24 protein-coding genes and 1 pseudogene are annotated in these 22634 nt (G+C 63.2%); 15 read left to right on the top strand and 10 right to left on the bottom strand.

Annotation, left to right across the window (positions count from 1 at the left end):
* Positions 1–2 precede the first annotated feature (2 nt).
* The 3 genes and pseudogenes from lpdA to DY201_RS24975 all read left to right on the top strand — a co-directional run.
* On the top strand, positions 3–1751 hold the full coding sequence (lpdA, locus tag DY201_RS24985) for a dihydrolipoyl dehydrogenase (RefSeq protein ID WP_115734041.1): 1749 nt from the start codon (positions 3–5) through the stop codon (positions 1749–1751).
* A 75-nt stretch (positions 1752–1826) separates the two neighbouring features.
* Entirely contained in the window at positions 1827–2162 is a 336-nt protein-coding gene (locus DY201_RS24980; RefSeq protein WP_115734040.1) for a helix-turn-helix domain-containing protein, read from the top strand.
* Positions 2155–2478 (top strand): annotated as a pseudogene (locus tag DY201_RS24975) (type II toxin-antitoxin system HipA family toxin); the annotation flags it as partial. The gene DY201_RS24980 and the pseudogene DY201_RS24975, both read left to right, overlap by 8 nt.
* Before the next feature lie 227 nt (positions 2479–2705).
* Here DY201_RS24975 and DY201_RS24970 read toward each other — a convergent pair.
* The 9 genes from DY201_RS24970 to DY201_RS24930 all read right to left on the bottom strand — a co-directional run bounded on the left by DY201_RS24970 (position 2706) and on the right by DY201_RS24930 (position 11500).
* Positions 2706–2921, bottom strand: a complete 216-nt coding sequence (locus tag DY201_RS24970; protein WP_425358766.1) for a WGR domain-containing protein — start codon at positions 2919–2921, stop codon at positions 2706–2708.
* Positions 2922–3738: 817 nt separating this feature from the next.
* Entirely contained in the window at positions 3739–4800 is a 1062-nt protein-coding gene (locus DY201_RS24965) for an ABC transporter ATP-binding protein (protein WP_115734039.1), read from the bottom strand.
* Between the two features lie 23 nt (positions 4801–4823).
* Positions 4824–5645, bottom strand: a complete 822-nt coding sequence (locus DY201_RS24960; RefSeq protein WP_115734038.1) for a carbohydrate ABC transporter permease — start codon at positions 5643–5645, stop codon at positions 4824–4826.
* Positions 5645–6529, bottom strand: coding sequence for a carbohydrate ABC transporter permease (locus tag DY201_RS24955; RefSeq protein WP_115734037.1), 885 nt, complete (start codon positions 6527–6529; stop codon positions 5645–5647). Before DY201_RS24955 ends, DY201_RS24960 begins: the two co-directional genes overlap by 1 nt.
* 224 nt (positions 6530–6753) lie before the next feature.
* Positions 6754–8082, bottom strand: coding sequence for an extracellular solute-binding protein (locus DY201_RS24950; protein WP_115734036.1), 1329 nt, complete (start codon positions 8080–8082; stop codon positions 6754–6756).
* Positions 8083–8101: 19 nt separating this feature from the next.
* Positions 8102–8950: an ROK family protein gene (locus DY201_RS29610; RefSeq protein WP_165915991.1), complete on the bottom strand. Its 849-nt coding sequence runs from the start codon at positions 8948–8950 to the stop codon at positions 8102–8104.
* Positions 8951–8955: 5 nt separating this feature from the next.
* Positions 8956–9642, bottom strand: a complete 687-nt coding sequence (locus DY201_RS29605; RefSeq protein WP_245432161.1) for an N-acetylmannosamine-6-phosphate 2-epimerase — start codon at positions 9640–9642, stop codon at positions 8956–8958.
* Positions 9643–9711: 69 nt separating this feature from the next.
* Positions 9712–10458 carry a GntR family transcriptional regulator gene (locus DY201_RS24935; protein WP_115734035.1) on the bottom strand — a complete coding sequence of 249 codons (747 nt, stop codon included), beginning with the start codon at positions 10456–10458 and terminating at the stop codon, positions 9712–9714.
* Between the two features lie 211 nt (positions 10459–10669).
* Positions 10670–11500, bottom strand: coding sequence for an SDR family NAD(P)-dependent oxidoreductase (locus DY201_RS24930; protein ID WP_245432160.1), 831 nt, complete (start codon positions 11498–11500; stop codon positions 10670–10672).
* Between the two features lie 203 nt (positions 11501–11703).
* Between DY201_RS24930 and DY201_RS24925 the strand changes: the two genes are divergently transcribed.
* Entirely contained in the window at positions 11704–12390 is a 687-nt protein-coding gene (locus DY201_RS24925) for a TetR/AcrR family transcriptional regulator (protein WP_165915992.1), read from the top strand.
* Positions 12391–12399: 9 nt separating this feature from the next.
* Here the strand turns inward: DY201_RS24925 and fdxA are convergent, their stop codons facing one another.
* Positions 12400–12735 carry a ferredoxin FdxA gene (gene fdxA, locus DY201_RS24920; RefSeq protein WP_115734032.1) on the bottom strand — a complete coding sequence of 112 codons (336 nt, stop codon included), beginning with the start codon at positions 12733–12735 and terminating at the stop codon, positions 12400–12402.
* On the opposite strand from fdxA, the gene DY201_RS24915 reads away from it, so the two are divergent.
* From DY201_RS24915 to DY201_RS24865, 11 genes are all read left to right on the top strand, one after another.
* Positions 12729–13463, top strand: coding sequence for a 2-oxoacid:ferredoxin oxidoreductase subunit gamma family protein (locus tag DY201_RS24915; protein ID WP_245432159.1), 735 nt, complete (start codon positions 12729–12731; stop codon positions 13461–13463). The genes fdxA and DY201_RS24915 overlap by 7 nt on opposite strands.
* Positions 13460–13717: a 4Fe-4S dicluster domain-containing protein gene (locus tag DY201_RS24910; RefSeq protein ID WP_067968154.1), complete on the top strand. Its 258-nt coding sequence runs from the start codon at positions 13460–13462 to the stop codon at positions 13715–13717. The genes DY201_RS24915 and DY201_RS24910 overlap by 4 nt, the downstream gene beginning before the upstream one ends.
* Positions 13717–14793, top strand: a complete 1077-nt coding sequence (locus DY201_RS24905) for a thiamine pyrophosphate-binding protein (RefSeq protein WP_115734030.1) — start codon at positions 13717–13719, stop codon at positions 14791–14793. The genes DY201_RS24910 and DY201_RS24905 overlap by 1 nt, the downstream gene beginning before the upstream one ends.
* Entirely contained in the window at positions 14790–15584 is a 795-nt protein-coding gene (locus DY201_RS24900) for a thiamine pyrophosphate-dependent enzyme (RefSeq protein ID WP_067968149.1), read from the top strand. The genes DY201_RS24905 and DY201_RS24900 overlap by 4 nt, the downstream gene beginning before the upstream one ends.
* The gene (locus DY201_RS24895) at positions 15581–17077 is read left to right on the top strand and encodes a class I adenylate-forming enzyme family protein (RefSeq protein ID WP_115734029.1); all 1497 of its coding nucleotides are present in this window, start codon (positions 15581–15583) and stop codon (positions 17075–17077) included. The genes DY201_RS24900 and DY201_RS24895 overlap by 4 nt, the downstream gene beginning before the upstream one ends.
* Positions 17078–17150: 73 nt before the next feature.
* Positions 17151–18371 carry an ABC transporter substrate-binding protein gene (locus DY201_RS24890; protein WP_165915993.1) on the top strand — a complete coding sequence of 407 codons (1221 nt, stop codon included), beginning with the start codon at positions 17151–17153 and terminating at the stop codon, positions 18369–18371.
* A gap of 14 nt (positions 18372–18385) precedes the next feature.
* The gene (locus DY201_RS24885; protein WP_115734027.1) at positions 18386–19249 is read left to right on the top strand and encodes a branched-chain amino acid ABC transporter permease; all 864 of its coding nucleotides are present in this window, start codon (positions 18386–18388) and stop codon (positions 19247–19249) included.
* Positions 19246–20256 carry a branched-chain amino acid ABC transporter permease gene (locus tag DY201_RS24880; RefSeq protein WP_245432158.1) on the top strand — a complete coding sequence of 337 codons (1011 nt, stop codon included), beginning with the start codon at positions 19246–19248 and terminating at the stop codon, positions 20254–20256. Before DY201_RS24885 ends, DY201_RS24880 begins: the two co-directional genes overlap by 4 nt.
* Before the next feature lie 5 nt (positions 20257–20261).
* On the top strand, positions 20262–21026 hold the full coding sequence (locus tag DY201_RS24875; RefSeq protein WP_115734026.1) for an ABC transporter ATP-binding protein: 765 nt from the start codon (positions 20262–20264) through the stop codon (positions 21024–21026).
* Entirely contained in the window at positions 21019–21723 is a 705-nt protein-coding gene (locus DY201_RS24870) for an ABC transporter ATP-binding protein (RefSeq protein WP_115734025.1), read from the top strand. Before DY201_RS24875 ends, DY201_RS24870 begins: the two co-directional genes overlap by 8 nt.
* 65 nt (positions 21724–21788) lie before the next feature.
* Positions 21789–22565 (top strand): ferredoxin--NADP reductase, encoded by a 777-nt coding sequence (locus tag DY201_RS24865; RefSeq protein ID WP_115734024.1) that lies wholly within the window; start codon positions 21789–21791, stop codon positions 22563–22565.
* The last annotated feature ends 69 nt before the right edge of the window (positions 22566–22634 follow it).

Raw genomic sequence — 22634 nt, 5'->3', positions numbered from 1 at the left:
AGATGAGCATCACCGAAATCAGGGTGCCCGAAATGGGTGACTTCAAGGAAGTCGCCGTCATCGAGGTGCACATCCAGCCGGGCGACGAGGTCGCGCTTGACCAGACACTGATCGTGCTCGAATCCGACAAGGCCTCGATCGACGTGCCGTCGCCCTCCGCCGGGCGCATCGCCTCCGTCGAACTGGCCATCGGCCAGCGCGTTTCCAAGGGCGCGCTGATCGCCATCGTGGAAGCGGCAGCGGGCGGAGGCGAAGCCAAGCCTGCTGCCACTCATGAAGCGCCGGCCGCAGTTGCGAAGCCGATCGTAGCAGCCACGCCATCACCTGCCCTGGGTGCCGCGCCCGATTGCGACGTGCTGGTGATCGGCGGCGGACCGGGCGGCTATTCCGCTGCCTTCCGCGCCGCCGATCTCGGACAACGCGTGATCCTAGTGGAGCGCGACGCCACGCTCGGTGGTGTCTGCCTCAATGTCGGCTGCATTCCCTCCAAGGCGCTGTTGCATGTCGCGGCGGTCAAGGAGGACGCCGAGCGCCTCGCCGACCATGGCGTCGCCTTCGACACGCCCACCCTTGATCTCGACAGGCTGCGCCGCTTCAAGACCGGTGTCGTCACCAAGCTCACCGATGGGCTGAAGGGCATGGCCCGGCAGCGCAAGGTCGAGGTTGTCAGGGGCACGGCGACGTTTGCCGAGGCCAATGCGGTCGACATCACGTTGTTTGATGGAGCAAGCCGCAGGATCGCCTTCGCCAAGGCAATCGTCGCCGCAGGCTCGATGCCGCTTAAGCTGCCGTTCCTGCCCGACCACCCGCGGATCGTCGATTCCTCCGGCGCGCTCGAACTGCCGTTCATCCCCGAACGCATGCTGGTCATTGGCGGTGGCATCATCGGGTTGGAGATGGCCACAGTCTACAGCGCGCTCGGCGCACGCGTGGACGTGGTCGAACAGCTCGACAAGTTGCTGCCCGATGTCGATCGTGACGTGGTCGAGACCTGGCGCAAGCGCAACGCTCACCGCTTCGACGCGATCCTTCTGGGTGCGCGTGTCGAAAGCGTCATCGCCGAGGAAGATGCCCTTGTCGTGACGACAAGCGGTGAGGGGGCGGGCGTGCGACGCTACGACCTGATCCTGCAATCGGCAGGCCGGCGACCAGCGGCCGAGGCGCTGCAACTTGTCATAGCGGGCATTAGCCTCGACGCCAAGGGGTTCATCGAAGTCGATGCGCAGATGCGCACGCATAACCAGAACGTCTTTGCCGTCGGCGATGTCACCGGCAACCCGATGCTGGCGCACAAGGCGGTGCACCAGGGCCACGTCGCTGCGGAGGCGGCAACCGGGCTCAAGAGTTTCATGGACGCCAAGGTCGTGCCGTCGGTCGCCTATACCGACCCGGAGATCGCATGGGTCGGCGTGACCGAGGACGCCGCCAAGGCAGCGGGCCGCACTGTCGAGGTCGGCAAGTTCCCATGGGCAGCGTCCGGCCGGGCCATTGCCAATGGCGCGGACTACGGCCTGACCAAGCTGGTGTTCGACAAGGAGACGCACCGCATCATCGGCGGCGCCATCGTCGGCCCGGCCGCTGGCGATATGATCGGCGAGATCTGCCTGGCGATCGAGATGGGAGCGGATGCCGTCGATATCGGCAAGACCATCCACCCGCATCCGACGCTCGGCGAGACCATCGGCATGGCCGCCGAAGTTGCCGAAGGCATTTGTACCGACCTGCCGCCCATTAGAAGGAAGCCTGCTTAAGAGAGATGGCCGGTCAAGGAAGAATGTAATCTTCGTGCTACATATTATGTAAATCTGTAGTACGAAGGTGTCAAAATTCCTACACCACACTACCCTCCCGCCGCGGTTCGGCGAGCGCTGCGCAAACTTGGGGCGGACATCCATGATGCCCGTCGACGCCGACGGCTGCCGATGGCGGTCGTAGCCGAGCGCGCCTTCACGTCTCGCTCGACACTGCAAAGGGTCGAAGCAGGGGATACCAAAGTCAGCATCGGCATTTATGCCGGCGTCCTGCTGGCGCTCGGCCTGCTCGACGGCCTGAGCCAGGTTGCCGACATCAGCAACGACAGCGTTGGTCAGGCGCTCGCCAGCGCCGACCTGCCTAAGCATGTCCACCTCAAGCGGCCAACCGGATCGTCCCGCGATGGCTGACTTCGAGGTGCATGTCGATCTCGCAAGCCGCACGCACCCAATGGGACTGGCGAGGAGCAATCGCGTCCGGGGCACCGAGACCATCCTCTTCGAGTATGACGGCGCACGGCTTGAGGACCCGGACCACTTTTCGCTGGAGCCAGCTCTTGCTCTGACCCGCGGCGCCTTTGCCCCTCCTGCTGGGCTTGCGACTTTCGGCTCCATCGGTGACTCAGCGCCGGATACTTGGGGCCGCCGTCTCATGCAGCGCGCCGAACGCCGTCTCGCCGACCTGGAAGGTCGCGCGGTTCGCACGCTTGTAGAAAGCGACTATCTTCGTGCATCTAGTTAGCCAGAACATCGATCTCGACCGCCGACGGAAGGTCGAGAAACGACGAGGAAGGCGAAACGTTCTGCCTCATCTGGTCGCGCCCGAACGCTTGGCGCGGCGACTGAGCCCAACCGGGGCCCCCGCCGGATAGGCCGGGCCCCCCTCGACGGCGGCGACCCGCTAATCGGCTCCATTCACGCAAGGGCTTGTCACGTCGCAGACTTGTTTCACCCCTATGCAGCGTCGCATCTGCTGCCGGTACCTGGCACCTCGTATCCCCGTCGCTTCTTCATCGTCTCCAGGCGTCTCAGCGCTCGATGAGCCTCGTCAGGGTTATCGTGGGTTTCGACCATGGCTTGTCCGCTGGTGCCAATCCGCCCCCAGTTCCGAATGACCGATACGCCACCAAACAAAGTCGGCTGGAGCGTTAGGCCGTAGAACCGGCGCATGTTCAGGGCCGGGTCGATGCGGTGCAGATGAATGTCTTCCAAGTGTGCGCGCATGACCGAGAGTCTCTGTGTGAACACGCGCAAGGTCTAACAACATGTTTGAATCGATCCGCTTTGATCGATTCATTCCGGTGATGCGTTGTCAGTGCGAAATGCGGCCGCTCTGTCCGCACGATCAGCGTTCTGTTGTGCACCCGCAGGAATCATGATGACCATTCGGCGAGAATCCAGCTGGTGCTGACTGGCGCATGGGCGCAAGTCCCAATGAGACGAACCGTCCTTGCTCATGCTTCGGCTTCTTTCCAGTGGAACCTGTTCTTGCCGACACATGTTGTCATGTCATCGCGCCGGAACCAGACCGCGCGTCCGCATCGGAGCGGAAAGGTGAATGGGGAGAATGCTCGCAGCGAGCGGAGGTTTGGGAAGCCATCGTGTCAGCCGCAATGGTCGCGATCTGGGTCTGAAAAAGGGAAAGCCCGCCGCGGGGAGGAGGTCGCGACGGGCTCAATATGGAAGCCGCCACGGGAGGAGTTGGCCGCTTGGTGCTGCCACTCCTGGGAGGAGGAAAGCGGCAACAGCAGTGAGATAGTTATTCGCGCTGGAAGCTTCAAGGCGTGGCCAAGTTCCCTATGCACTCCTTGGCCTCTGGTTCGCCAGGAAGGGCAGGCATAGCTGTTCGACGTGCAGCCCAGATATGTTCGAGTCTGTACGGACCATCCCATTTCGCCTAGCGAAGCCGCCAGTCACAGCCGCTGGTGATCTGCCAAGGTGCGGATCCAATCTTTGCCGTGATCATCGCCCCTGGGCGATTTTGTGCTCATGCAGCACGGGCGATAGCGGAGCCGTTTTCATCGAACAGTGTCACTCGGTTGCCGTCGATTGCGATGCCGACCGTCTCGCCGATGCGGACTGATGTGTCTGCAGGCGCGTTGACGTTGATCAGGCCGAGGCGGTCGTTGCGGACGAAGACGCTGGTGTTGCCGCCGAGGTATTCGGCGACCTCGACCGTGCCGCGGCAGTTGCCCTCGTTGGAGGCGACGAGCGTCAGATGCTCGGGGCGGGCGCCGAGCTGGGTCGGCGCGCCGGAGAAGGCAATCGACAGCGCGCCTTGGCCGGACAGGTCGAGTTTGCCATCGCCCGACGGGGCGCAGGCGAGCACGTTCATCTTGGGGCTGCCGATGAACTGGGCGACGAATAGGTTGGCGGGACGCTCGTAGAGCTCGTGTGGGCTGCCATGCTGCATGACGCGGCCTTCCTTGAGCACGACGATGCGGTCGGCCAGCGTCATCGCTTCGACCTGGTCGTGGGTGACATAGATCATCGTGGCGCCGAGCGCCCGGTGCAGCTTTGCGATCTCAAGCCGCATGTCGACGCGGAGTGCTGCGTCCAGATTGGACAGCGGCTCGTCGAACAAAAAGGCGACCGGTTGGCGCACGATGGCGCGGCCAATGGCGACGCGCTGGCGCTGGCCGCCCGAGAGCTGGCGCGGGTAGCGGTCGAGCAAATGGGCGAGCTTCAGCGTGTCGGCGGCCTGATCGACCTTGGCCTTGATCGCATCCGGCGACAGTTTCGCCAGCTTGAGGCCGAAGCCCATGTTCTGGCGCACGGTCATGTGTGGATAAAGCGCGTAGGATTGGAACACCATGGCGAGCTGGCGCTCGACCGGCGGCGCCTTGGTGACGTCGCGGCCGTCGATCAGCAGGTGGCCGGAGGTGGTCTCCTCGAGGCCGGCGATCATGCGCAAAAGCGTGGACTTGCCGCAGCCGGACGGGCCGACGATGACGACGAACTCGCCGTCTGAAATGTCGAGGTCGAGATCCCGGATGATCTCGGTGCCGCCATAACGCTTGCCGGCCTTTTGCAGAGAAATCGTAGCCATAGAACCTCCTGGCAGAAACTGTGTCAGCCCTTGACCGCGCCTGCTGTCATCGAGCCGCTGATCTGGCGATACATGATGAGGCCGAGCAGCATTGGCGGCAGCGCGCCGACGATCATGACGGCCGAGGCGACACCCCACTGCACGCCGCCGCCGCTGGCGGCAAAGAAGAACGAGGCGCCGACGGTGATCGGCACGGCCTTCGACGTGGTCAGCATCAGGCCGAACAGGAACTCGTTCCAGGCGGTGATGAAGCCGAAGATCAGGCTGGTAACGAGGGCCGGTCGGCACAGCGGCGCGATGACCTTGGCCAGAATCTGGAAGCGCGTCGCGCCGTCCATCAGCGCCGCCTCGTCGAGCTCGCCTGGCAGGTCGCGGATGGCGTTGACCAGGATCACCAGCGCCAGCGGCAGGTTGACGATGGCAAGGATCAGGCCGAGGCCGAGGCGCGTGTCGAGTAGCGAAAGCCACTGGAACATCATGTAGAGCGGGATGGCGAAGATGATCAGCGGCACGGCGCGCAGGTTGACGATGAGCGGCAGCAGCGTGCGTTCGCCGAGCTTGCCGCGGGCGATCGCGTAGGCCGCTGGCAAGGCGAGCGCCACAGCGAGCAATGTGCCGAGGGCAGCGACCGCAATGCTGTTCATCAGGTAGAGGAAGATGTTGAGCCGGTCGGACACCGTGAAGACGGTGGCGTAGTTTTCGAGCGTCGGCGCATAGACCCAAAGGCCGGGATTGGTCGACAGTTCGCGCGCGCTCTTGAACGAGGTCGAGAGCGTGACGAGGATCGGGAAATTCATCGCAAGGGCGGCGATGGCAAAGACGATCCAGCGGAGGGCGTTGATCATCAGCGGGCTCCCTTGCGGCGCGCGGCAAGTGCGTTGAGCCCGTAGAGGACAGCGAACGACACCACGAACAGGATGACCGAGGCGGCGACTGCCTTGCCGATGGCACCCTGCTTGAAGAAGGCTTCATAGATGTAGATCGACAGCGAGGCGGTGGAGCCGCCAGGGCCGCTGCCGGTCAGCACATAGACATTGTCGAAGACGCGGAAGCCGTCGATGAAGCGAATGAGCAGGGCGACAACGATCGTCGGCGCCATCAGCGGCAGCTCGATGTAGCAGAGACGGTGGCGATAGCGCGCGCCGTCCATGGCAGAGGCCTCGACGATCTCCTTGGGGATGGCTTGGTAAGCCATGTAGAAGAGCAGGAAGGCAAAGGGTGTCCACTGCAGCGTCTCGACCACTGTCAGCGTCCAGAAGGCCGAAGTCGGCCCGAGGAACGAGAAGCTCGCGCCGAACCAGGTCCAGAGATAGTAGGGCACGGGGCCGACGAATTCGTGCAGCACGAGGCGGTACATCAGGCCGACAAGCGCCGGCGCAACCATGAGCGGCAGCATCAGGATCGCCATCAGCCAACTGCGCCTTTCGACGAGCGGCGAAAGAAAGATGGCGAGGAACAGGCCGAGCGAGCATTCGAGCACTGCGGTGAGCAGACCGAAGCGGAATGAAAACCAGCTCGCTTGCCAGAACGAACTGTCGTTCCAGACTGCCGCGAAGTTGGAAAAGCCTGATATCTCGGGGCTGCGCAGGGTCTCGAAGCTGACCTCGGAGACCGAGTAGACGAGGTTGAAGATCGCCGGGAAGCCGAGGAAGACGAGCAGGAACAGCACCAGCGGGACTGCCAGCAACCGGAATTCGGACGAGGGGGCGCGTTGCGAAATCGTTGTCATCAATCGATCTAAGGCTGGCGTTCCAAGGGAAGCAATGGCGGCTGGCCAATCCCCGACGGTCGTCATCAGGACATTCACCTGGCCAGGCTCTGGATTAGGCACCTCGAACCCGCATGGGCGGAAAAGTTGCAAGGATCGCCATGCCGGGGCATGGAGCGCGAGCAGGTGCCGAATCCTGAACCGGTTGGAATGGCCGGCGGCGGCAGCCGACGCCGGCCATTCGCCTACTTGAGCAGCTCAGCCATGCCCTTTTCGGTGTTGGCAAGGGCGTCGTCGAGTGACTGTTGGCCCGACCAGTAGCCGGTGAACTCCTTGGCCTGAAGCTCGTAGACCGAGAGTGCCTTGGCCGAGGTGCCGCCGTTCATGACGTAGCCGTATTTGCTGGCGTACTCGCCGAGCTTGACCAGATCGGGACGCTCGGTCGCCACTTCCTTGACGACGTCGGGCGTGAGCGCCGGCGCACCGTTGTTCTTGGCGTAGATAAGTGCCGCTTCCTTCGACGATAGCCACTTGATGAAGGCCTTGGCGCCATCCTTGTTCTCGGCGTTCTTGTTGAGGCCGAAGCCGAGGCCATGGATGTGGGTGAAGCGCCCCTCGGGTCCGGCCGGCGGCGCGATGGTCTCGGTGACCTCGGCAACCGTTGGCGACTTCTCCTTGGAGGTCAGGTCGGATGCCGCGGCGTTCCACTGCATCATCGCGGCAACCTGGCCCGAGGCGTAGGCGGCATTGGCCTCGGCGAACTCGTAGGACAGCGAGTCGCGAGGGGTGGCGCCGGCGTCATAGAGCAGCTTGTAGATCTCGAGGCCCTTGCGGTAGGCGTCGGAATTGACCGTGACCTTGCCGCTCTCGTCCATCCAGTTGCCGCCATAAGAACGCGGCAGCGACTGGAACACCATCATGTTGAAAAGCAGGTTCTTGAGTTGCAGCACGGTGCCGTAGCGGGTCGGGCTGTCCGGGTTGACCGCCTGGGTGAAATACAGCGCGGTCGCCGCATAGTCGTCCCACGTCCACTCGTTCGGGTTCTTGGGCTCGAGCTTCTTGCCGAGGTGCTTCTCCGAGATTTCGGCGAACTTCGCCTTGGCCGCGTCGTCCTTCAGCAGAGCCTCGATCAGGTCCTTGCGGTAGTACATGAAGTGCAGCGAGAGATCGGTCGGAACGCCGAACTGCTTGCCTTCATACTGCATGGTAGACAGCACGGAGTCGCCATAGACGACCTTCGCCTCATCCGAAAGCTCGACCGGTTCCATGAATGGCGCGTAGCGGCCAATGGAGTAGGTGGCGAGCAGATTGGCGTCGAAAGCCTTCGAGCCGGCGGCCAGGTCGGCCTGCAGCTTGTCCCAGAAGCCGTCGCGGTTGAAGAACAACAGCTCGACCTTGTTGGCGTCGGTGACATCAGCCTTGGCGTTGTAGGCATCGGCAGCGGCGCGCAACGCGGTCTCCTCGGGACCGCCCGGCCAGCCGAGCACTGTCACCTTGGCGAAAGCGGGGCTCGCCATCAGGCTGGCGATCGCGGCCGCGATCAGGCCGCCCTTTCTGAGCGTTGAAAATGTCATGTGGTGTTCTCCCTCTTGGTCAGTTCTGACGTTTTGCTAGATCCGCAATGCCCACGACGCCGGCGCTCTCGCCGAGTGCTGCTGCATGAAGCTGCGGGGTGAGCCGTGGCGGCAGGCTTCCCAGCGCCTGCCGGACGGATTCGAGATAGCCAGGTGCAAGGCCGATGCCGCCGCCGATGACAATGCGGGCAGGGTCGAGCATGAGCTTGATGTTGCGGCACAGGAGGGCGGTCTGGCCCACCGATGCCTTTATGATGTCCTGCGCCCAGGCATGGCCCGAAGCGGCTGCTTCGAAGACCTCGCGCGCGGTGGCGCCGGGCTGGTGCGGCACTGCCTGTGCAGCGATCCAGTTGCCGGACACATGGTCCTCGAGAACGCCTGCATTTTCATCAAGGCTGCGCAGCAGGCCGAAATGTCCGGCGACCCCGCCAAGCAGGCGGCCGTTGACGACGATGCCGCCGCCGATGCCCGTGGAGATGGTGAGGAAGACGAGATCCTGGCTCTGGCCGGCACCAAAAGAGAACTCGCCCCAGGCCGCTGCCTGGGCATCGTTGGCAGCGAGCACCGCATCGATGCCGGTGACCCTTTTTACGGTGGCGACGAGCGGGAAGCGGTCGGGAATATCTAGGGTCTTGCGGTTGAGCGGTGACCAAAAACCGTCGTCGATAATGCCGGTCACGGCGACACCGACGCTGTCGTAGCGGCCATTCCAACCCGATATCGCGTTGAACAGAGGTGCCAGCCACTGCTCGGGATTGCCGCTGCGTGGCGTTGGCATCTTGTAGGTTTCGACGACCTCATCCCCACGCACCAGTGCCGCGAGCATCTTGGTGCCGCCGATGTCGAGCGCGAGAACGGTGTCGGTCATGGCGATCACGCTCCCGCTTTGGCGATGGTTTCGTCGAGTGCGGCGCGGAACCATGAGGTCACATATTCCGGCCGGGTGATGGCCGAGCCGACGACAACCATGGAGGCGCCCGACGCCAGCGCCTGCTGCGCCTGAGCAGGGGTGCGGACATTGCCCTCGGCCACGACATGAGGCGTGAGTTTTCGCATTGCCGATATCAGCGCGAAATCGGGTTCCGTTGGCTCGACCGGGCCCGTGTAGCCGGCGAGCGTCGAGCCCACCACGTCGGCGCCCTCGGCCAGTGCCTGCTCTGCGTCAGCGAGGATGGAGCAGTCAGCCATGGCGGCACGGCGGTGGGAATGGATGCGCTCGACGAGGGCCCTGGTCAAGACCGGGCGGACGCGCTGGGTGGCGTCGTAGGCGATGACGTCGGCACCGGCGGCGGCGAGCGCATCGACATCGTCGAGCCAGGGGGTGATGCGGACGGGCGTGTCGGCGAGGTCGCGCTTGATGAGGCCGACGATCGGCCTGTCGGTGGCGGCGCGGACGGCGGCGACATATTCGGCAGATTCGATACGCAGGGCGGCGGCGCCGCCGTCGATGGCTGCCAGCGCAAAGCCCACGACCATCTCGGCCTTGTCCATGGCGCCGCCCTTAACAGGCTGGCAGGACACGATGAGACCATTGTCGAGGGCTTTGAAGTCAAGCGGCACGCGGGCATCTCCTGTGATGCCCAAACGGTAGCAGTCTAATACCAGATTGCAACAGGATTTAAACTGGTATTATCGCATCAGTTCGATGACGAAGTCGTAAACGTCGCCGCGATATTTAGTCTGGGTGAATTCGACGATCTGGCCGTCGGCGAGGAAGCAGCGGCGCTCCATGACCAGCAGCGAGGTGTCTTCGGGCGTGGCGAGAAGCTGGCGTTCCTCGTCCGTGGCGGGCTTGGCTTGCATCCGCTGCAGCGCCCGGACGGGCAGGGCACCAGTGGCCTCGAGATATTCGTAGAGCGATTCCCTGACTGCCTCGGGATCGGGAACGAAGCGGGCTGGCAGCGTGGCGATCTCGATGGCGATCGGCGTGTCGTCGGCGGTGCGCAGGCGGCGCAGGCGCACGACCTTTTCGCTGCCGGAGATGCCCAATGCCATCATCTCGGCAGGCGAAGGGCGTGAAATCTCTCGCGAAATCCAAACGCACCCAGGTTCCAGCCCGCGCGAGCGCATGTCCTCGGAAAAGCTTGTCATGGTCGCCAGAGACTTCTCCAGGCGCGACGATACGACGGTCTTGGCACCCTGGCGACGGTCGAGCAGCCCATCTGAGACAAGACCGTCGATGGCTTTGCGCACAGTGACACGCGAGATGCCAAGCGCATCGCACAAGGTGCGCTCGCTGGGTATGACGGCATTACGCTTGAGTTGGGTGGTGGAGATAGCCTGCTTGATGGCGTCTTCCAGCCGGCGGTAGAGCGGCTCGCCGCTCTCGCCCGAAAGCTGTCGTGCAAGGAAGTCGAGGATTGCCTGATCGCCCATCGGAACCACCTTTGAAAGTCGCTCCTTTATGCAGAATTTTTCTCAGGTGTTAAACTGGTATTGTTCTCATCAGGTCTTTTTGCGAGATAAGTGCGAGATAAGGATTGCCGCTACCTTGTTTCAGACGCCTATGCGCTAGACACGGGCACTGTTCTACGTGGGCGTCCACGGCATGCGAACGGCCGTCGAGGCGATGTCACTGCATTGATCCTCATTGCAATGTCTGCCCGCCGTCGGCGAGCAGCGTCTGGCCGGTGATCCAGCCGCTGAGTGGCGAGGCGAGGAACATTATGACCCGCGTGATGTCCTCCGGTGTGCCGAAGCGACCAAAAGGGAAACTCGCCTGCGTCCTGATGTAGAGTTCCGGGTTCTCAACCCGGCATTTGTCCCACCACCCGCCAGGAAATTCCAGGGAACTAGGCGCAACGCAGTTGACCCGGATGCCCTTGCTGGCAAGTGCCGCGGCTTGCGACTGGGTGAAGTGCATGATCGCCGCCTTCGCGGCCCCATAGGCCGGCGTAGTCGGAGCGGGCGCGAAAGCAGTGCGCGAGGAGATGTTGATGATCGCCGGATTGGTTCCTTTTTCCAGGTAGGGTTGCGCGGCCGATGATGCGCGAACGGTGGCGAGTACGTCGATGCTGAGGCTTGCCGCCCAGTCCTGTTCGGTGTCGGAACTGGCCTTGCCGGTGGCGTTGTTCACCAGGACGTCGATGCCGCCAAGCTTGGCAGCAGCGTCCTCGACATAGGCCATGATCGAAGCGTGCTCGGCGAGGTCACAAAAGGCCGCGTGGGCGATGACACCGTGCATTGCGATCCTCTCTCGGGCATCGTCCAGGTCGCCTTTACCGCGGGCGCAGATCGACACCGAGGCCCCAGCCTCAGCGAAGGCAAGCGCGGTGTGGAGCCCAAGCCCCCTGCTGCCGCCGGCGATGACGACATGGCGCCCGCTCAGATCGAGCTCGAACATCTGAAACCCTCCCGCATTCCCGCTGGCGAACTTATCTGCAATATTTTCATGCTCAAGGAGAAAATTTCCTTGCATGATCCCTTGGCATCGCCATGGTGGGTCGGGTGTGAACGCCCGACGAAGCCATATTCCATCGCCAGCTTTTGGCAGTTGCCGAGGTTGCGCGATGGCCAGCCATGGAAGGGAAAGCTGTGGTCTGATGGCACGGAGGCGCCTGGCGAATGAGTGGAAACAACGACAGTGGAACAGGCGAGTTGACAAGCTCGGACATACGGAAAATGACCACCAAAGAACCGGATGAACTGGCGACACTGGAGGCGGATGGGGCTGTCCGCGAAATCAACCGGACTGCGCGCAGGGCTTCGGGCCGCAAGCCGAGCCGCAAGACCGAAGGCGTGCAGGAAAAGATCCTCGACGCTGCCGCCAAGGTGTTTGCCCAGAAGGGCTATCAGCTTACCAAGCTCAGTGAAATTTCCGACGCGATCGATCTGCATGTGACGGCGCTGCGCTATCACTTCCCGACAAAGGACGTGCTGGTCGAGGAAATGATCAACAGCCTGACCCGGGAGCTGCATATGAGGCTCCTGGCCACGCTGCAGCAACTGCCGCCGGAAACGTGCTATCGCGAGCGCATCGAGGCAGCGGCGATCACCTATCTCAACACGACGCTGCAGAAGCTCGACTACATCGCTGCGCATGGCAATGTCATCAATCAGGTTCCAGAGGATGTGCGCGAGCGGCATTTCGGCCTTTTGAACGAGACCAACAGGATCTGGCGCGACCTGATGGCAGCGGCTTCGGAGGCAGGCGAATTGCGGCCCGGCATCAATGTGTCGCTTGCCAACCAGGTGCTGCAGGGAACACTGATCTGGACCCGCGAATGGTACCGTCCGGGGGGGCTCACGCCGACCGAGCTCGCGCTGCAGATCCTCGATATCCTGTTCGATGGGATCGCGCCGCGTTAGGCACTGCTGTCAACGTGCAGCGGCCTCTGGCGAGAAATGGGTTTCGAACTTGCCATCGAGCCCCTTGAAGGCTTGTGCATCCTGAGGTGGCGGCAACTGGGCCGAGATGACAGGCCATTTCGCTGAATACTGCCTGTTCAGCGCCAGCCACTTTTCCGCCAGCGGGTCGGTATCGGCGAGGATCGCATCGGCCGGGCACTCCGGTTCGCATACGCCGCAGTCGATGCAAACCTCTGGGTCGATCACCAGCATGTTTTCGCCTTCGTGGAAGCAGTCCACCGGGCAAACAGCCACGCAGTCGGTGAACTTGCACCGCACGCAGGCGTCGGTCACCACATATGTCATTTTTCGTCTCTCCAAAGCCGTGGCGGGAAGCTAGCGAACATTTTTTGTACTTCAACATGAAATTTCATGTTCGAGGAGAAAAAATGTCTTGCGCTCCAAACCGGAAGCTCGTAGCTCTAGGGCCACCAGCAACCGGGAGGGGTTACTTGGAACTCGATCTTTTCATTTCCGGTATTGGCGGGCAGGGCATCCAGCTTATCGGCAAGTCGCTGGCACTCGCTGCCATCAAGGATAGCCGGCACGTAATGCTTGCCGGCGAGTATGGCGGCCACATGCGCGGCGGCAGTTCGATCGGCACCGTCGTCATCGGCGCGAAGCCCTTGAAGGCGCTGCCTATCCTTCCGCATGCCGGCTCGGCCATCGCAATGTCGCATCTATTCTGGGAGCGCGTTGGTTCGCGTCTGCGGCCGGGTTCGTTTGTGCTGGCCGAAGAGACCATCGCGGCCGACCTGCCCGATATGGAAAAGCACCGGCTTGTGAAGCTTCCGGCCACAGCGATCGCCACCGAGCTGGGAAGCCGCATGGCCGCCGGCATGGTGATGCTCGGCGCCTTCGCGGCGCTCACCGGTGCCGTGAAAATCGACAGCGCTGTGGCTGCAATGGCTGAACAGATCCCGTCCTATCGCCGCCAGCACATCGAAGCAAACGAGCGGGCGATACGTGCTGGCGCAGCTTCAGTCACGCCGATGGCCTTCGCCGTCGACCTCGACGCACGGGAGGTCGCATGAGACAGGTCACGCGCGGCACGCTCGTCATCGATGCCGACCGCTGCAAAGGTTGCGAACTCTGTATCGTTGCCTGTCCGCCGAGGGTCCTGACCATGTCCAGGACCGGTAATGCCACCGGCTACCTCTATCCCGAACTTGCTCCCGGTTGCACCGGTTGCACCGCCTGTCAGCAGGTGTGTCCCGACTTTGTCTTCGAAGTCTACAAGTACCACGAGCCGATCGTTTCGGGCTCCGACGCCGAAAGGATGCAGTGATGACGATGCGCCTGATGGATGGAAGCGAGGCGATCGTCGAGGCGGCGATCCAGGCGGGCCTGCGCTTTTATGCTGGCTATCCGATGTCGCCGGCGACCGAGCTGCTCGAATACATGGCCGAGAAGTTGCCGCACCATGAAGGGGTCTGCATCAATGCGGCAACGGAAATAGAGGGCGTCAATATGGCGCTCGGTGCTGCGGCGGGTGGTTTTCGCGCCGCCAGCGGCTCCTGCGGCCAGGGCTTGGCGCTGATGCAGGAGGCAATCGCCGAGGCCGCGCTCAACGAGACACCGATCGTCATCTTCAACATGGCCCGCAACCAGCAGGATTATTTCCAGGCGACACGCGGCGGCGGTTGGGGCGACTACCGCACCATCACGCTGGCGCCGAAGGACCTGCATGAGGCGGTCGAGCACGCGCAACTCGCCTTCCACCTGGCCGACAAGTACCGCGTGCCTGTCATCTTCATGGGCGACAATCTGCTCGCCCGCACCCAGATGGGAACGACGCTGCCGCAGCTCGACCTCGAGCCGCTGCCGCCCAAGGACTGGCAGCTCGACGGCACTTCGGGTGGCACCGGCAAGTCGCGCCAGATCTGGACCTTCGGTTGCGGCAAGACCAATGATCCTGGTCCCGGCCCGAGCAAGCACTGGGAGCGCATCGCCGCCAAGTTCGACGCCATCGCTGACGTCGAGGCGCGCCATGAAGAGGGCTTCACAGACGATGCTGAAACGCTTGTGGTCGCCTTCGGCTCTGGCGGCAAGTTCGTCGAGCATGTGGTGCGCGAGATGCGCGCCGACGGCCACAAGGTGGGCTATTTCCGCCCGATCACGCTGTGGCCTTATCCGGGCGAAGCGCTCGAGCGGGCGTCGGAGGGCTGCAAGCGCGTGCTGGTGTTCGAGCTCAACGCCGGCCAGATGATCGATGACGTCAGGCTCAACGTGCACGACCGCAAGCTGGTCAAGGCTATCGGCGGCGTCAGCTTCGATGAGTCCGGCCTGAACCTGGGCCCCCTGATGGGTGCGACCGTGATCCGCGAGCGCATCGAGCTAGCCATCCACGGAGCCAGCAAATGAGCATCGTCATGACCACGCGCCCGCCCGAGGCGCCGAGCAACAAGGTGGCTTCGTTCAAGCCGACGCTGCTGCAGACCGAGGAACACCATCTTTGCCCGGGCTGCGGCGAGCCTGTGGCCATCCGCCTGGTGCTCGAGGTCATCGAGGAGCTCGGCCTAGCTCAAAAGAACGTATCGATCATCGGCCATGGTTGTTACGGCTCCTTCATCATGACGATGGATGTCGACTCCACGCTTTGCTTGCACGGACGCGCACCCGCGGTCGCGACCGGCCTCAAGCGCATGCGTCCGGAGGTCGCGGTGTGGACGCTGCAAGGCGATGGCGACATGACCAGCGAGGGCCTCGCCGAGATATTGCATGCGACGGCACGCGGTGAAAACATCACCTGCATCCTGCTCAACAACGGCGTGTTCGGCGACACCGGTGGCCAGATGACGGCGTCCTCCGTCATCGGCCAGCGCACCAAGAACACGCTTGAAGGCCGCGACGCCGCCTATCACGGCTATCCCATCGTCATCGGCGATATGGTGGCGGCGATGCCGGGATCGGCCTTCGTGGCGCGCGGCTCGGTGCACAACGCCGCCTCGATCGCGGCGACGCGGCGACTGATCCGCAAGGGCTTCCAGCGACAGATGGAAAAGAAGGGGCTCAGCCTCGTCGAGATCCTGACCATGTGCCCGACCGGCTGGTTCGTGCCGGCATCAGGTGGCGCGGACTACATGATGGAGTCGCTCGGCAAGACCTACCCGCTGGGCGAGATCAAGGACATTGCGGCTACGGAACAGGCATGATGCAACGGCTCGTCCATCGCATACTCGATCTTGCTGTCAGTTCGACGCCGAACGCACTGGCCGCTTCGCTCGACGAACGCACCATCACGTTCGCCGAGGTCGACGGCTTGGCCAACGCCATGGCGAGGAGCCTGCAGTCGCTCGGCATCAAGCGTGGTAGCCGCATCCTGTTCCAGGCTGAAATGACACTCGATCATCTGGCCTTTTATTTCGCCAGCCAGCGACTGGGAGCTGCCTTCGTGCCGCTGAACCCGGCGCTGTCGCGAGACGAGCTGCTGCCGATCGCCGACTATATCCGGCCGGACCTTCTCGTGCTCGATCCGTCGCGGCAGGACGGCCATCGCTTGTCCTCGGCCTGCGCCGATATTCCGGTGGCGATCCTCGGTGCCGGCGCCGCGGCAACTGCGGGCGTAAACCTTGATGCTCTTGCCAGCAGGGCCAGTTGCGACGGACTTCCCGACCTCGGCGTCGAGGAAGAGGACACCCATGCGATCTTCCTGACCAGCGGCAGCACGGGCCGGCCGAAGGGCGTAGTGCTGTCGCATAAGGCAAGTTGGCTGCGCTCCTATCTCGGCGCCTCGCGTTTCGTCACGTCGGGTGGCCGTGGCGAACTGATGACGTTCCCGATGTTCCATTGGGCCGGCTGGAACTACCTGATGGAGAACTGGGCGCATCGGCGCGCTGTGCACTTCGTCAGCCGTCCCGAAGGCGACATGCTTGCCCGCGCCATAGACCGCTGGAAACCGGCTTTTCTCTACTGCATTCCGGCTGTCTGGGAGCGGCTGCTCGCCTCCAACGTCGCTTTCGACGGTTCAGTGGTACGCTCGGCGGCGTCAGGCACGTCGCGCTTCGACCCCGTGCTGATGGATCGCATCCGCGCCTGCTTTCCGCGCGCCTATCGCGCTGCGATGTATGGCTCGACCGAGTTCGGCGCAGCACTCGGCCTCAACGATTCCGAGATCGACCGCAAGCCCGGCAGTGTAGGCCTTCCCTTGCCTGGCAACGAGACGCGCATAATCGATGGCGAGTTGCAACTGCGCTCGCTCAGCATGATGGACGGCTATTTCGAACTGCCCGATCAGACTGCCGAGGTGTTCGTCGACGGATGGTATCGCAGCGGCGATATCGCCGAGACGGATGGCGAAGGCTTCCTGACCATTACGGGTCGCCGCCGCGAGGTCATCCGCTCGGGTGGCGAGACGGTGGCACCTGCCGAGGTGGAGCTCGCGCTCGCCGGCTGTCCGGGAATCCGTTCGGTCGCCGTTGTCGGTTTGCCGGACCCCGTATGGGGCGAGCTGGTCTGTGCCGCCGTCGTACTCGACCGCCCGGGCGAATGCCCGAGCCTGGAGGCCGTGCGCAGCCATCTCGGCCAGTCGCTGGCGACCTTCAAGCATCCCCGCCGCATCGTGGCTGTCGACGAACTGCCAAAGACGCCGGCCACCGGACAGATCATGCGCTCGCGCGTGAGGGAGTTGGTTCTGCAGATCCACTGACCGTATTTCATCCGGGGAGGAGGAAGCCCCGGTCTTTTGGGAGGAAGACATGCGATTGAACAGAAGACATTTTTTGACGACTTCTGCAGCGGGCCTCGGCACGCTGGCGATGCCGGGCATCTTGCGAGCCCAACAGGGCGAGGCGGTACGCATCGGCCTGATCACCACGTTGAGCGGCCCGGGCCAGCTCTACGGCAACTACATCAAGGATGGCTGCGAGATTGCGGTCGAGCGCCTCAATGCTGCCGGCGGCGTCAATGGCGCGAAGATCGAGTTGGTGGTGCGCGACGACAAGAACTCGCCCGAAGGTGCCGTCACTGCTTTCCGCGAACTGACCGGCAATGGCATCAAGCTTTTTGCCCAGGGCACCTTCACCGCCAACCTTCTCGGCACCTTGCCGCTGCTCGAGGAAGCTGATGTCACCATGATCATGGTGGGGGCATCGGCGCTTGCACTGACCCATGAAGCCTACAATCCGCGCGCCTTCCGCCTCGGCTTTTCGTCGCCGATGTGTTTCGGCGGCTACGGTACCCTGATGGCCCAGAAGCACCCGGAGATCGAGAAGTGGGCAACGCTGCGCTCCGATGTCACCGCGCTTGCCGACATCACCAACGCCTTCACCAGGGGGCTGAAGGCGGAGGCCGAAAAAGCCGGTCGCAAGGTCGAGGTGCTCGACCCGGTGCTGGTGCCCTATGGCGGCGCCGACTTCCGCAACCAGATTTCCAACATCATCGGGTCGGGCGCGCCGGGGCTGTTCAACGTACTGCAGGGCGCCGACGCCATCAGCTACTACAAGCAGGCCCGCACCTTCGGTCTCGACGAGAAGTTCAAGGTGCTGTGCGACTCTGCCAACGAATTCGCCATCGCAAAAGCCATGGGCGCCAACACGCCTGCGTCGCTATGGAGCTGGACCGGCTGGTACCCGGCTGCCAACAAGGGCAACCCGGTCAGCGACGAGGTCCACAAGGCCTACATCAAGCTGCGCGGCGATGAATATCCGAACTGGTACATCGGCGTTTCGCACGACAGCATCCTGACGATCGCCAATGCTGTTGCCAAAGCGGGTTCGCTCGACGCGGCCAAGCTGATCCCGACCATCGAGACCGAGACGCCGCAAGGGGCGCTGGGCAAGATCCAGTTCCGCAAGGAAGACCACGGCTTTGCCGGCGACCTGACCTACATCCGCTTCGGCCGAGACGACAAGAACGCCAATGGCTGGAGCGTGTTCGAGACGGCGCAGCTTCCGGGCGCGGAGTTCCTGGAGAAGGCAACCCCCGGCTCCAAGCTCAACTAGAGGCGGAAAATCAGATGTTTACGCTGGTCAACGGTCTCACGACCGGGATGGCCGTGTTCCTTGTCGCCGCGGGTCTGACCCTCGTCTTCGGGATCATGCGCATCCTCAACTTCGCCCATGGCGCCTTCTTCATGATCGGCGCCTATGTCGCGAGCTCGCTCGTCGGCTCGGCGCCGCGTTCGGTCCTGGCGCTGGTTGCCGCGGCCGCGGTTGCGGCGCTGGTGGTGGGCGTCCTCGGGATCGTTGTCCAGCGTTTCGTCCTCCGGCGCATTCAGCATGTCGACGAACACTACATGCTGATCGCAACCTTCGCGGTCATGCTTGTATGTGTGGGCTTCGTGAAGCTTGTATGGGGGCTCGAGTTCCTGTCGGTCGACCCGCCTCCCGGCATCGATACCGGCGTCGATATATTCGGCCTGTTCGTGCCGTCCTTCTCGTTGTTCATCATCGGCTCCGGCATCGTCGTTTTCCTGGCACTCGACTTCGTCATCCATCGGGCCTGGGCCGGCAAGATGATCACTGCGATCGCCCGTGACGGCTGGATGGCAGAATTGCTGGGCATCAACGTTCCGGCGGGTATCATGGCGGCGGTTGGCGGCAGCTTTGCGCTTGCCGGGCTTGCCGGCGGACTGTTGCTGCCCAACCAGACGCTGTCGCCGGCGCTCGGCGACACCTTCCTGCTGCTCGCCTTCATCACCGTTGTCATCGGCGGGCTGGGCAATGTCCGCGGCGCCTTTATCGCCGCCATCCTGCTCGGCCTGATCGACGGCCTCAATACAATGTTCCTGCCGGCCTATCCGGGCGTTGCCGTCTATGTCGGCATGGTCGCCTTCCTGCTGATGTGGCCGAACGGCATCCTCGGGGAGAGCCGGCTATGAACCGCGCGATTTCGGGCGCTCTGCTCGCGGTCCTTGTGGCAGCTCTCGTCCTGCTGCCCTTCTGGGCCAATTCCGGGCTGGTATTCCTCGCCGGCACGACAATGGTTGTCGCCGTCTTCGCCCTCTCCTGGAACCTGCTGTTCGGTTATGCCGGCCTGGCCAGCTTTGGCAGCGGTGGGCTGTTTTCCATCGGCGCCTATACGATGGCGGTGACACTGCGCGCCGGGTATGAAGGGCAGTTCCTGCTGCTGATCGCCCTGTCGACGGTCGTTGGCGGAGCGGTGGCCTTTGTCATCGGTGTCGTGGCGCTCAGGCGGTCGACCGGCATCTTCCTCGCCATCCTGACGCTCGCGCTGGCAGAATTGCTGCGCATCACGCTCGCCAAGATCCATTGGCTGGGTGCGGAGGATGGCATCCCAAGCATTGTCCGGCCGAAGGCATCCATCGGCGTCGCCACCGTCGATCTCGCCCAAGGCAACCACTACTACTGGTTCCTGTGCATCGCCTGCGCTCTTCTGGTGGCCCTGTGCTGGTGGATCGCCCACGGCCGCTTCGGTCGCACGTTGCGCACGATCCGGCTGGACACCGAACGTGCTGCCTTCATGGGCGTCGACACCCATCGCTACCGCCTGGTCGCATTCACCATCTCGGGTGCGATTGCCGCCTGCGCTGGGTCGCTCTTCGCGCCCTGGGCCCAGATCGTCACGCCCGACATCGGCAACATGATGCGCTCGACGCAACCTATACTGTTCACCCTTCTGGGCGGTGCGTCGTCCTTCTGGGGGCCGATGATCGGCGCCTTCCTGTTCTCCGCAATCGAGTTCTCGACGCGCACCCTGGTCGGTGTCCAGGAGATCATCACCGGCGGCATCCTGCTTGGTGTCGTACTGCTGTTTCCCACTGGCGTGGCCGGTGCCTGGAACGCGCTGGTCGGCCGCCTCGTCGCAGATCCGTATCGGGCCGAGGCGACGGCCACAGCGGCGACCCTCCGGCCAGTGAAGGAGTAGGGGCGATGATCCGACTGCATTCCGTCGACAAGAGTTATGGCGCGCTCAAGGTGCTGCACAGCATCGAGGCGGAGATTCTGGAAGGTGAGACCTTCGCCATCATCGGCCCCAATGGGGCCGGCAAGACGACGCTGTTCAAGGTCATGACCGGCGAAGTCGGCTGTGAGGCGGGAACAGTCGAGTTCCTCGGCAAGGATGTAACGAAGGAACCAGCATACCGCCGCACGCGTGCGGGAATGGGCCGCACCTTCCAGATGGCGCGCATCTTCAAGGAAATGACTGCTGAGGAGAACATCGTCGTTGCCATCGAGGCGCGCGCCAAGAACATGGGACAGCGCGACACGCCCTGGTATCAGGTCAGGCCGTCCCGCGCGACCGTGGACGAGGCCAGTGAGATCCTGGCCAGGCTGTCGCTGGAGCGCAAGGCAAGCATTGCCGCCGCTCAACTGTCGCATGGCGACAAGAAGCGGCTGGAACTTGGGATCACGCTCGCCGGGCGGCCCAAGGTCCTGATGCTCGACGAACCCACCGCAGGCATGTCGCCCAGCGAACGCGTTGGCGTAACCGAGCTGATCCGCAGCATCAGCGGCAAGGGCAGCGGCCTGACCGTCATCATGACCGAGCACGACATGGGCGTCATCTTCGGGCTGGCCGACCGCATCATGGTGATGAACCAGGGCCGCAAGATCGCGGAAGGTAGCATCGACGACATCCGCGCCGACCCTGTGGTGCGCGACGTCTATCTCGGCAAGGAGGCGCATCATGCTTGAGGCAAGCCGCATCAACGCCTTCTATGGCGGCAGCCACATCCTGCACGGCGTCGACCTCGATGTTCCTGTCCTCGGCCGGGTGGCCGTGATCGGCCGCAACGGTGCGGGCAAGTCGACGCTCTTGAAGTCGATCATGAATGCCGGCCCGACCGTCGATGGCGAGGTTCGCTGGGAGGGCCGGTCGCTCAAGGGCCTGCCGGCGTTCAAGCGGGCACGGCTCGGCCTGCAGCTGGTACCGGAGGACCGACGTATCTACCAGCATCTGACGGTGCGCGAGAACATCAGGATGGCTGCCTATGCGACCCCGCCCGGCCGTACGCCCATTCCTGCTCAGGAGATCGTCGACCGCTTCCCGATGCTGCAGCCGATCAGCGAACGCGGCGGCGGCCAGATCAGCGGCGGCCAGCAGCAGATGGTGGCGATTGCCAGGGCAATCGCCTGCCGCCCGCGGCTGCTTCTGCTGGACGAGCCGACCGAGGGGCTGGCACCGGCGATCGTCGAGCAGCTTGCTGTCAGCGTGCGCGAGCTGTGCGAGGCCGAGCAGGCAGCACTGCTGTTGTGCGAACAGAACATCTGGTTTGCCAGGCAGACAACCGACACGGTGCTGGTGATGGACACCGGCCGCATCGCCTTCCGCGGCAGCTGGCAGGAGTTCGACGCCGACCCTGACATCAAGCAACGGCACCTGGCCGTCTAGCGGCGTCACCCACTCACACTTCCAACGTCCGAACGGACCTGAACCCTTAGCGAGGAGCACGGGGAATGAGCAACCTTACCCAGCAGCAGGTGTTGAGCGTGCATCACTGGACCGACACACTTTTCTCCTTCACCACGACACGCGACCCGGCGTTCCGCTTCGAGAATGGCCAGTTCGCAATGATCGGGCTGGAGGTGGACGGCAAGCCGCTGCTGCGGGCCTACAGCGTGGTCAGCCCAAATTACGACGAGACGCTCGAGTTCCTGTCGATCAAGGTGCCGAATGGCCCGCTGACCTCGCGTCTCCAGCATCTGGCCGTCGGCGACAGCATAGTGGTGGGACGCAAGGCGACAGGAACGCTGCTCGTGTCAAACGTCAGGCCGGGCCGCAATCTCTACCTGTTCGGCACCGGCACGGGTCTGGCGCCGTTCATGAGCCTGATCCGCGATCCGGAAACCTTCGAGCGCTATGAGCGCGTCGTTCTGGTGCATGGCTGCAGGCAGACCGAAGAACTGGCCTACAAGCATCAGATCATCGAGGAGTTTCCGGCCAATGAGTATTTCGGTGAGCTGCTGTCGGAGAAGCTGATCTATTACCCGACGGTGACGCGGGAACCTTTCCGCAACCGCGGCCGCATCACCGATCTTATCCGTTCGGGCGCGCTATTTTCGGACATCGGCCTGCCGGCGATCTCGGCAGAGAACGATCGTGCCATGCTATGCGGCAGCCCCGCCTTCATCGCCGATATGCGCGATATCCTAGAAAGGCTCGGAATGGCGGAGGGAAACAATGCCACAGCAGGCGAATATGTGGTCGAAAAGGCCTTTGCCGAGAAGGCGTAGCCGGAACTGCCTTAGCTTGCCACCCGACATTCAATCAGACTGTTCGACAGATGTGAGCGTGATCGGGGC

The organism is Aminobacter aminovorans, from assembly GCF_900445235.1.
Taxonomy (GTDB): Bacteria; Pseudomonadota; Alphaproteobacteria; order Rhizobiales; family Rhizobiaceae; genus Aminobacter; species Aminobacter aminovorans.
Note: the sequence above shows the minus strand (reverse complement) of the source record. Positions and strands in the feature narration are given on the sequence as shown.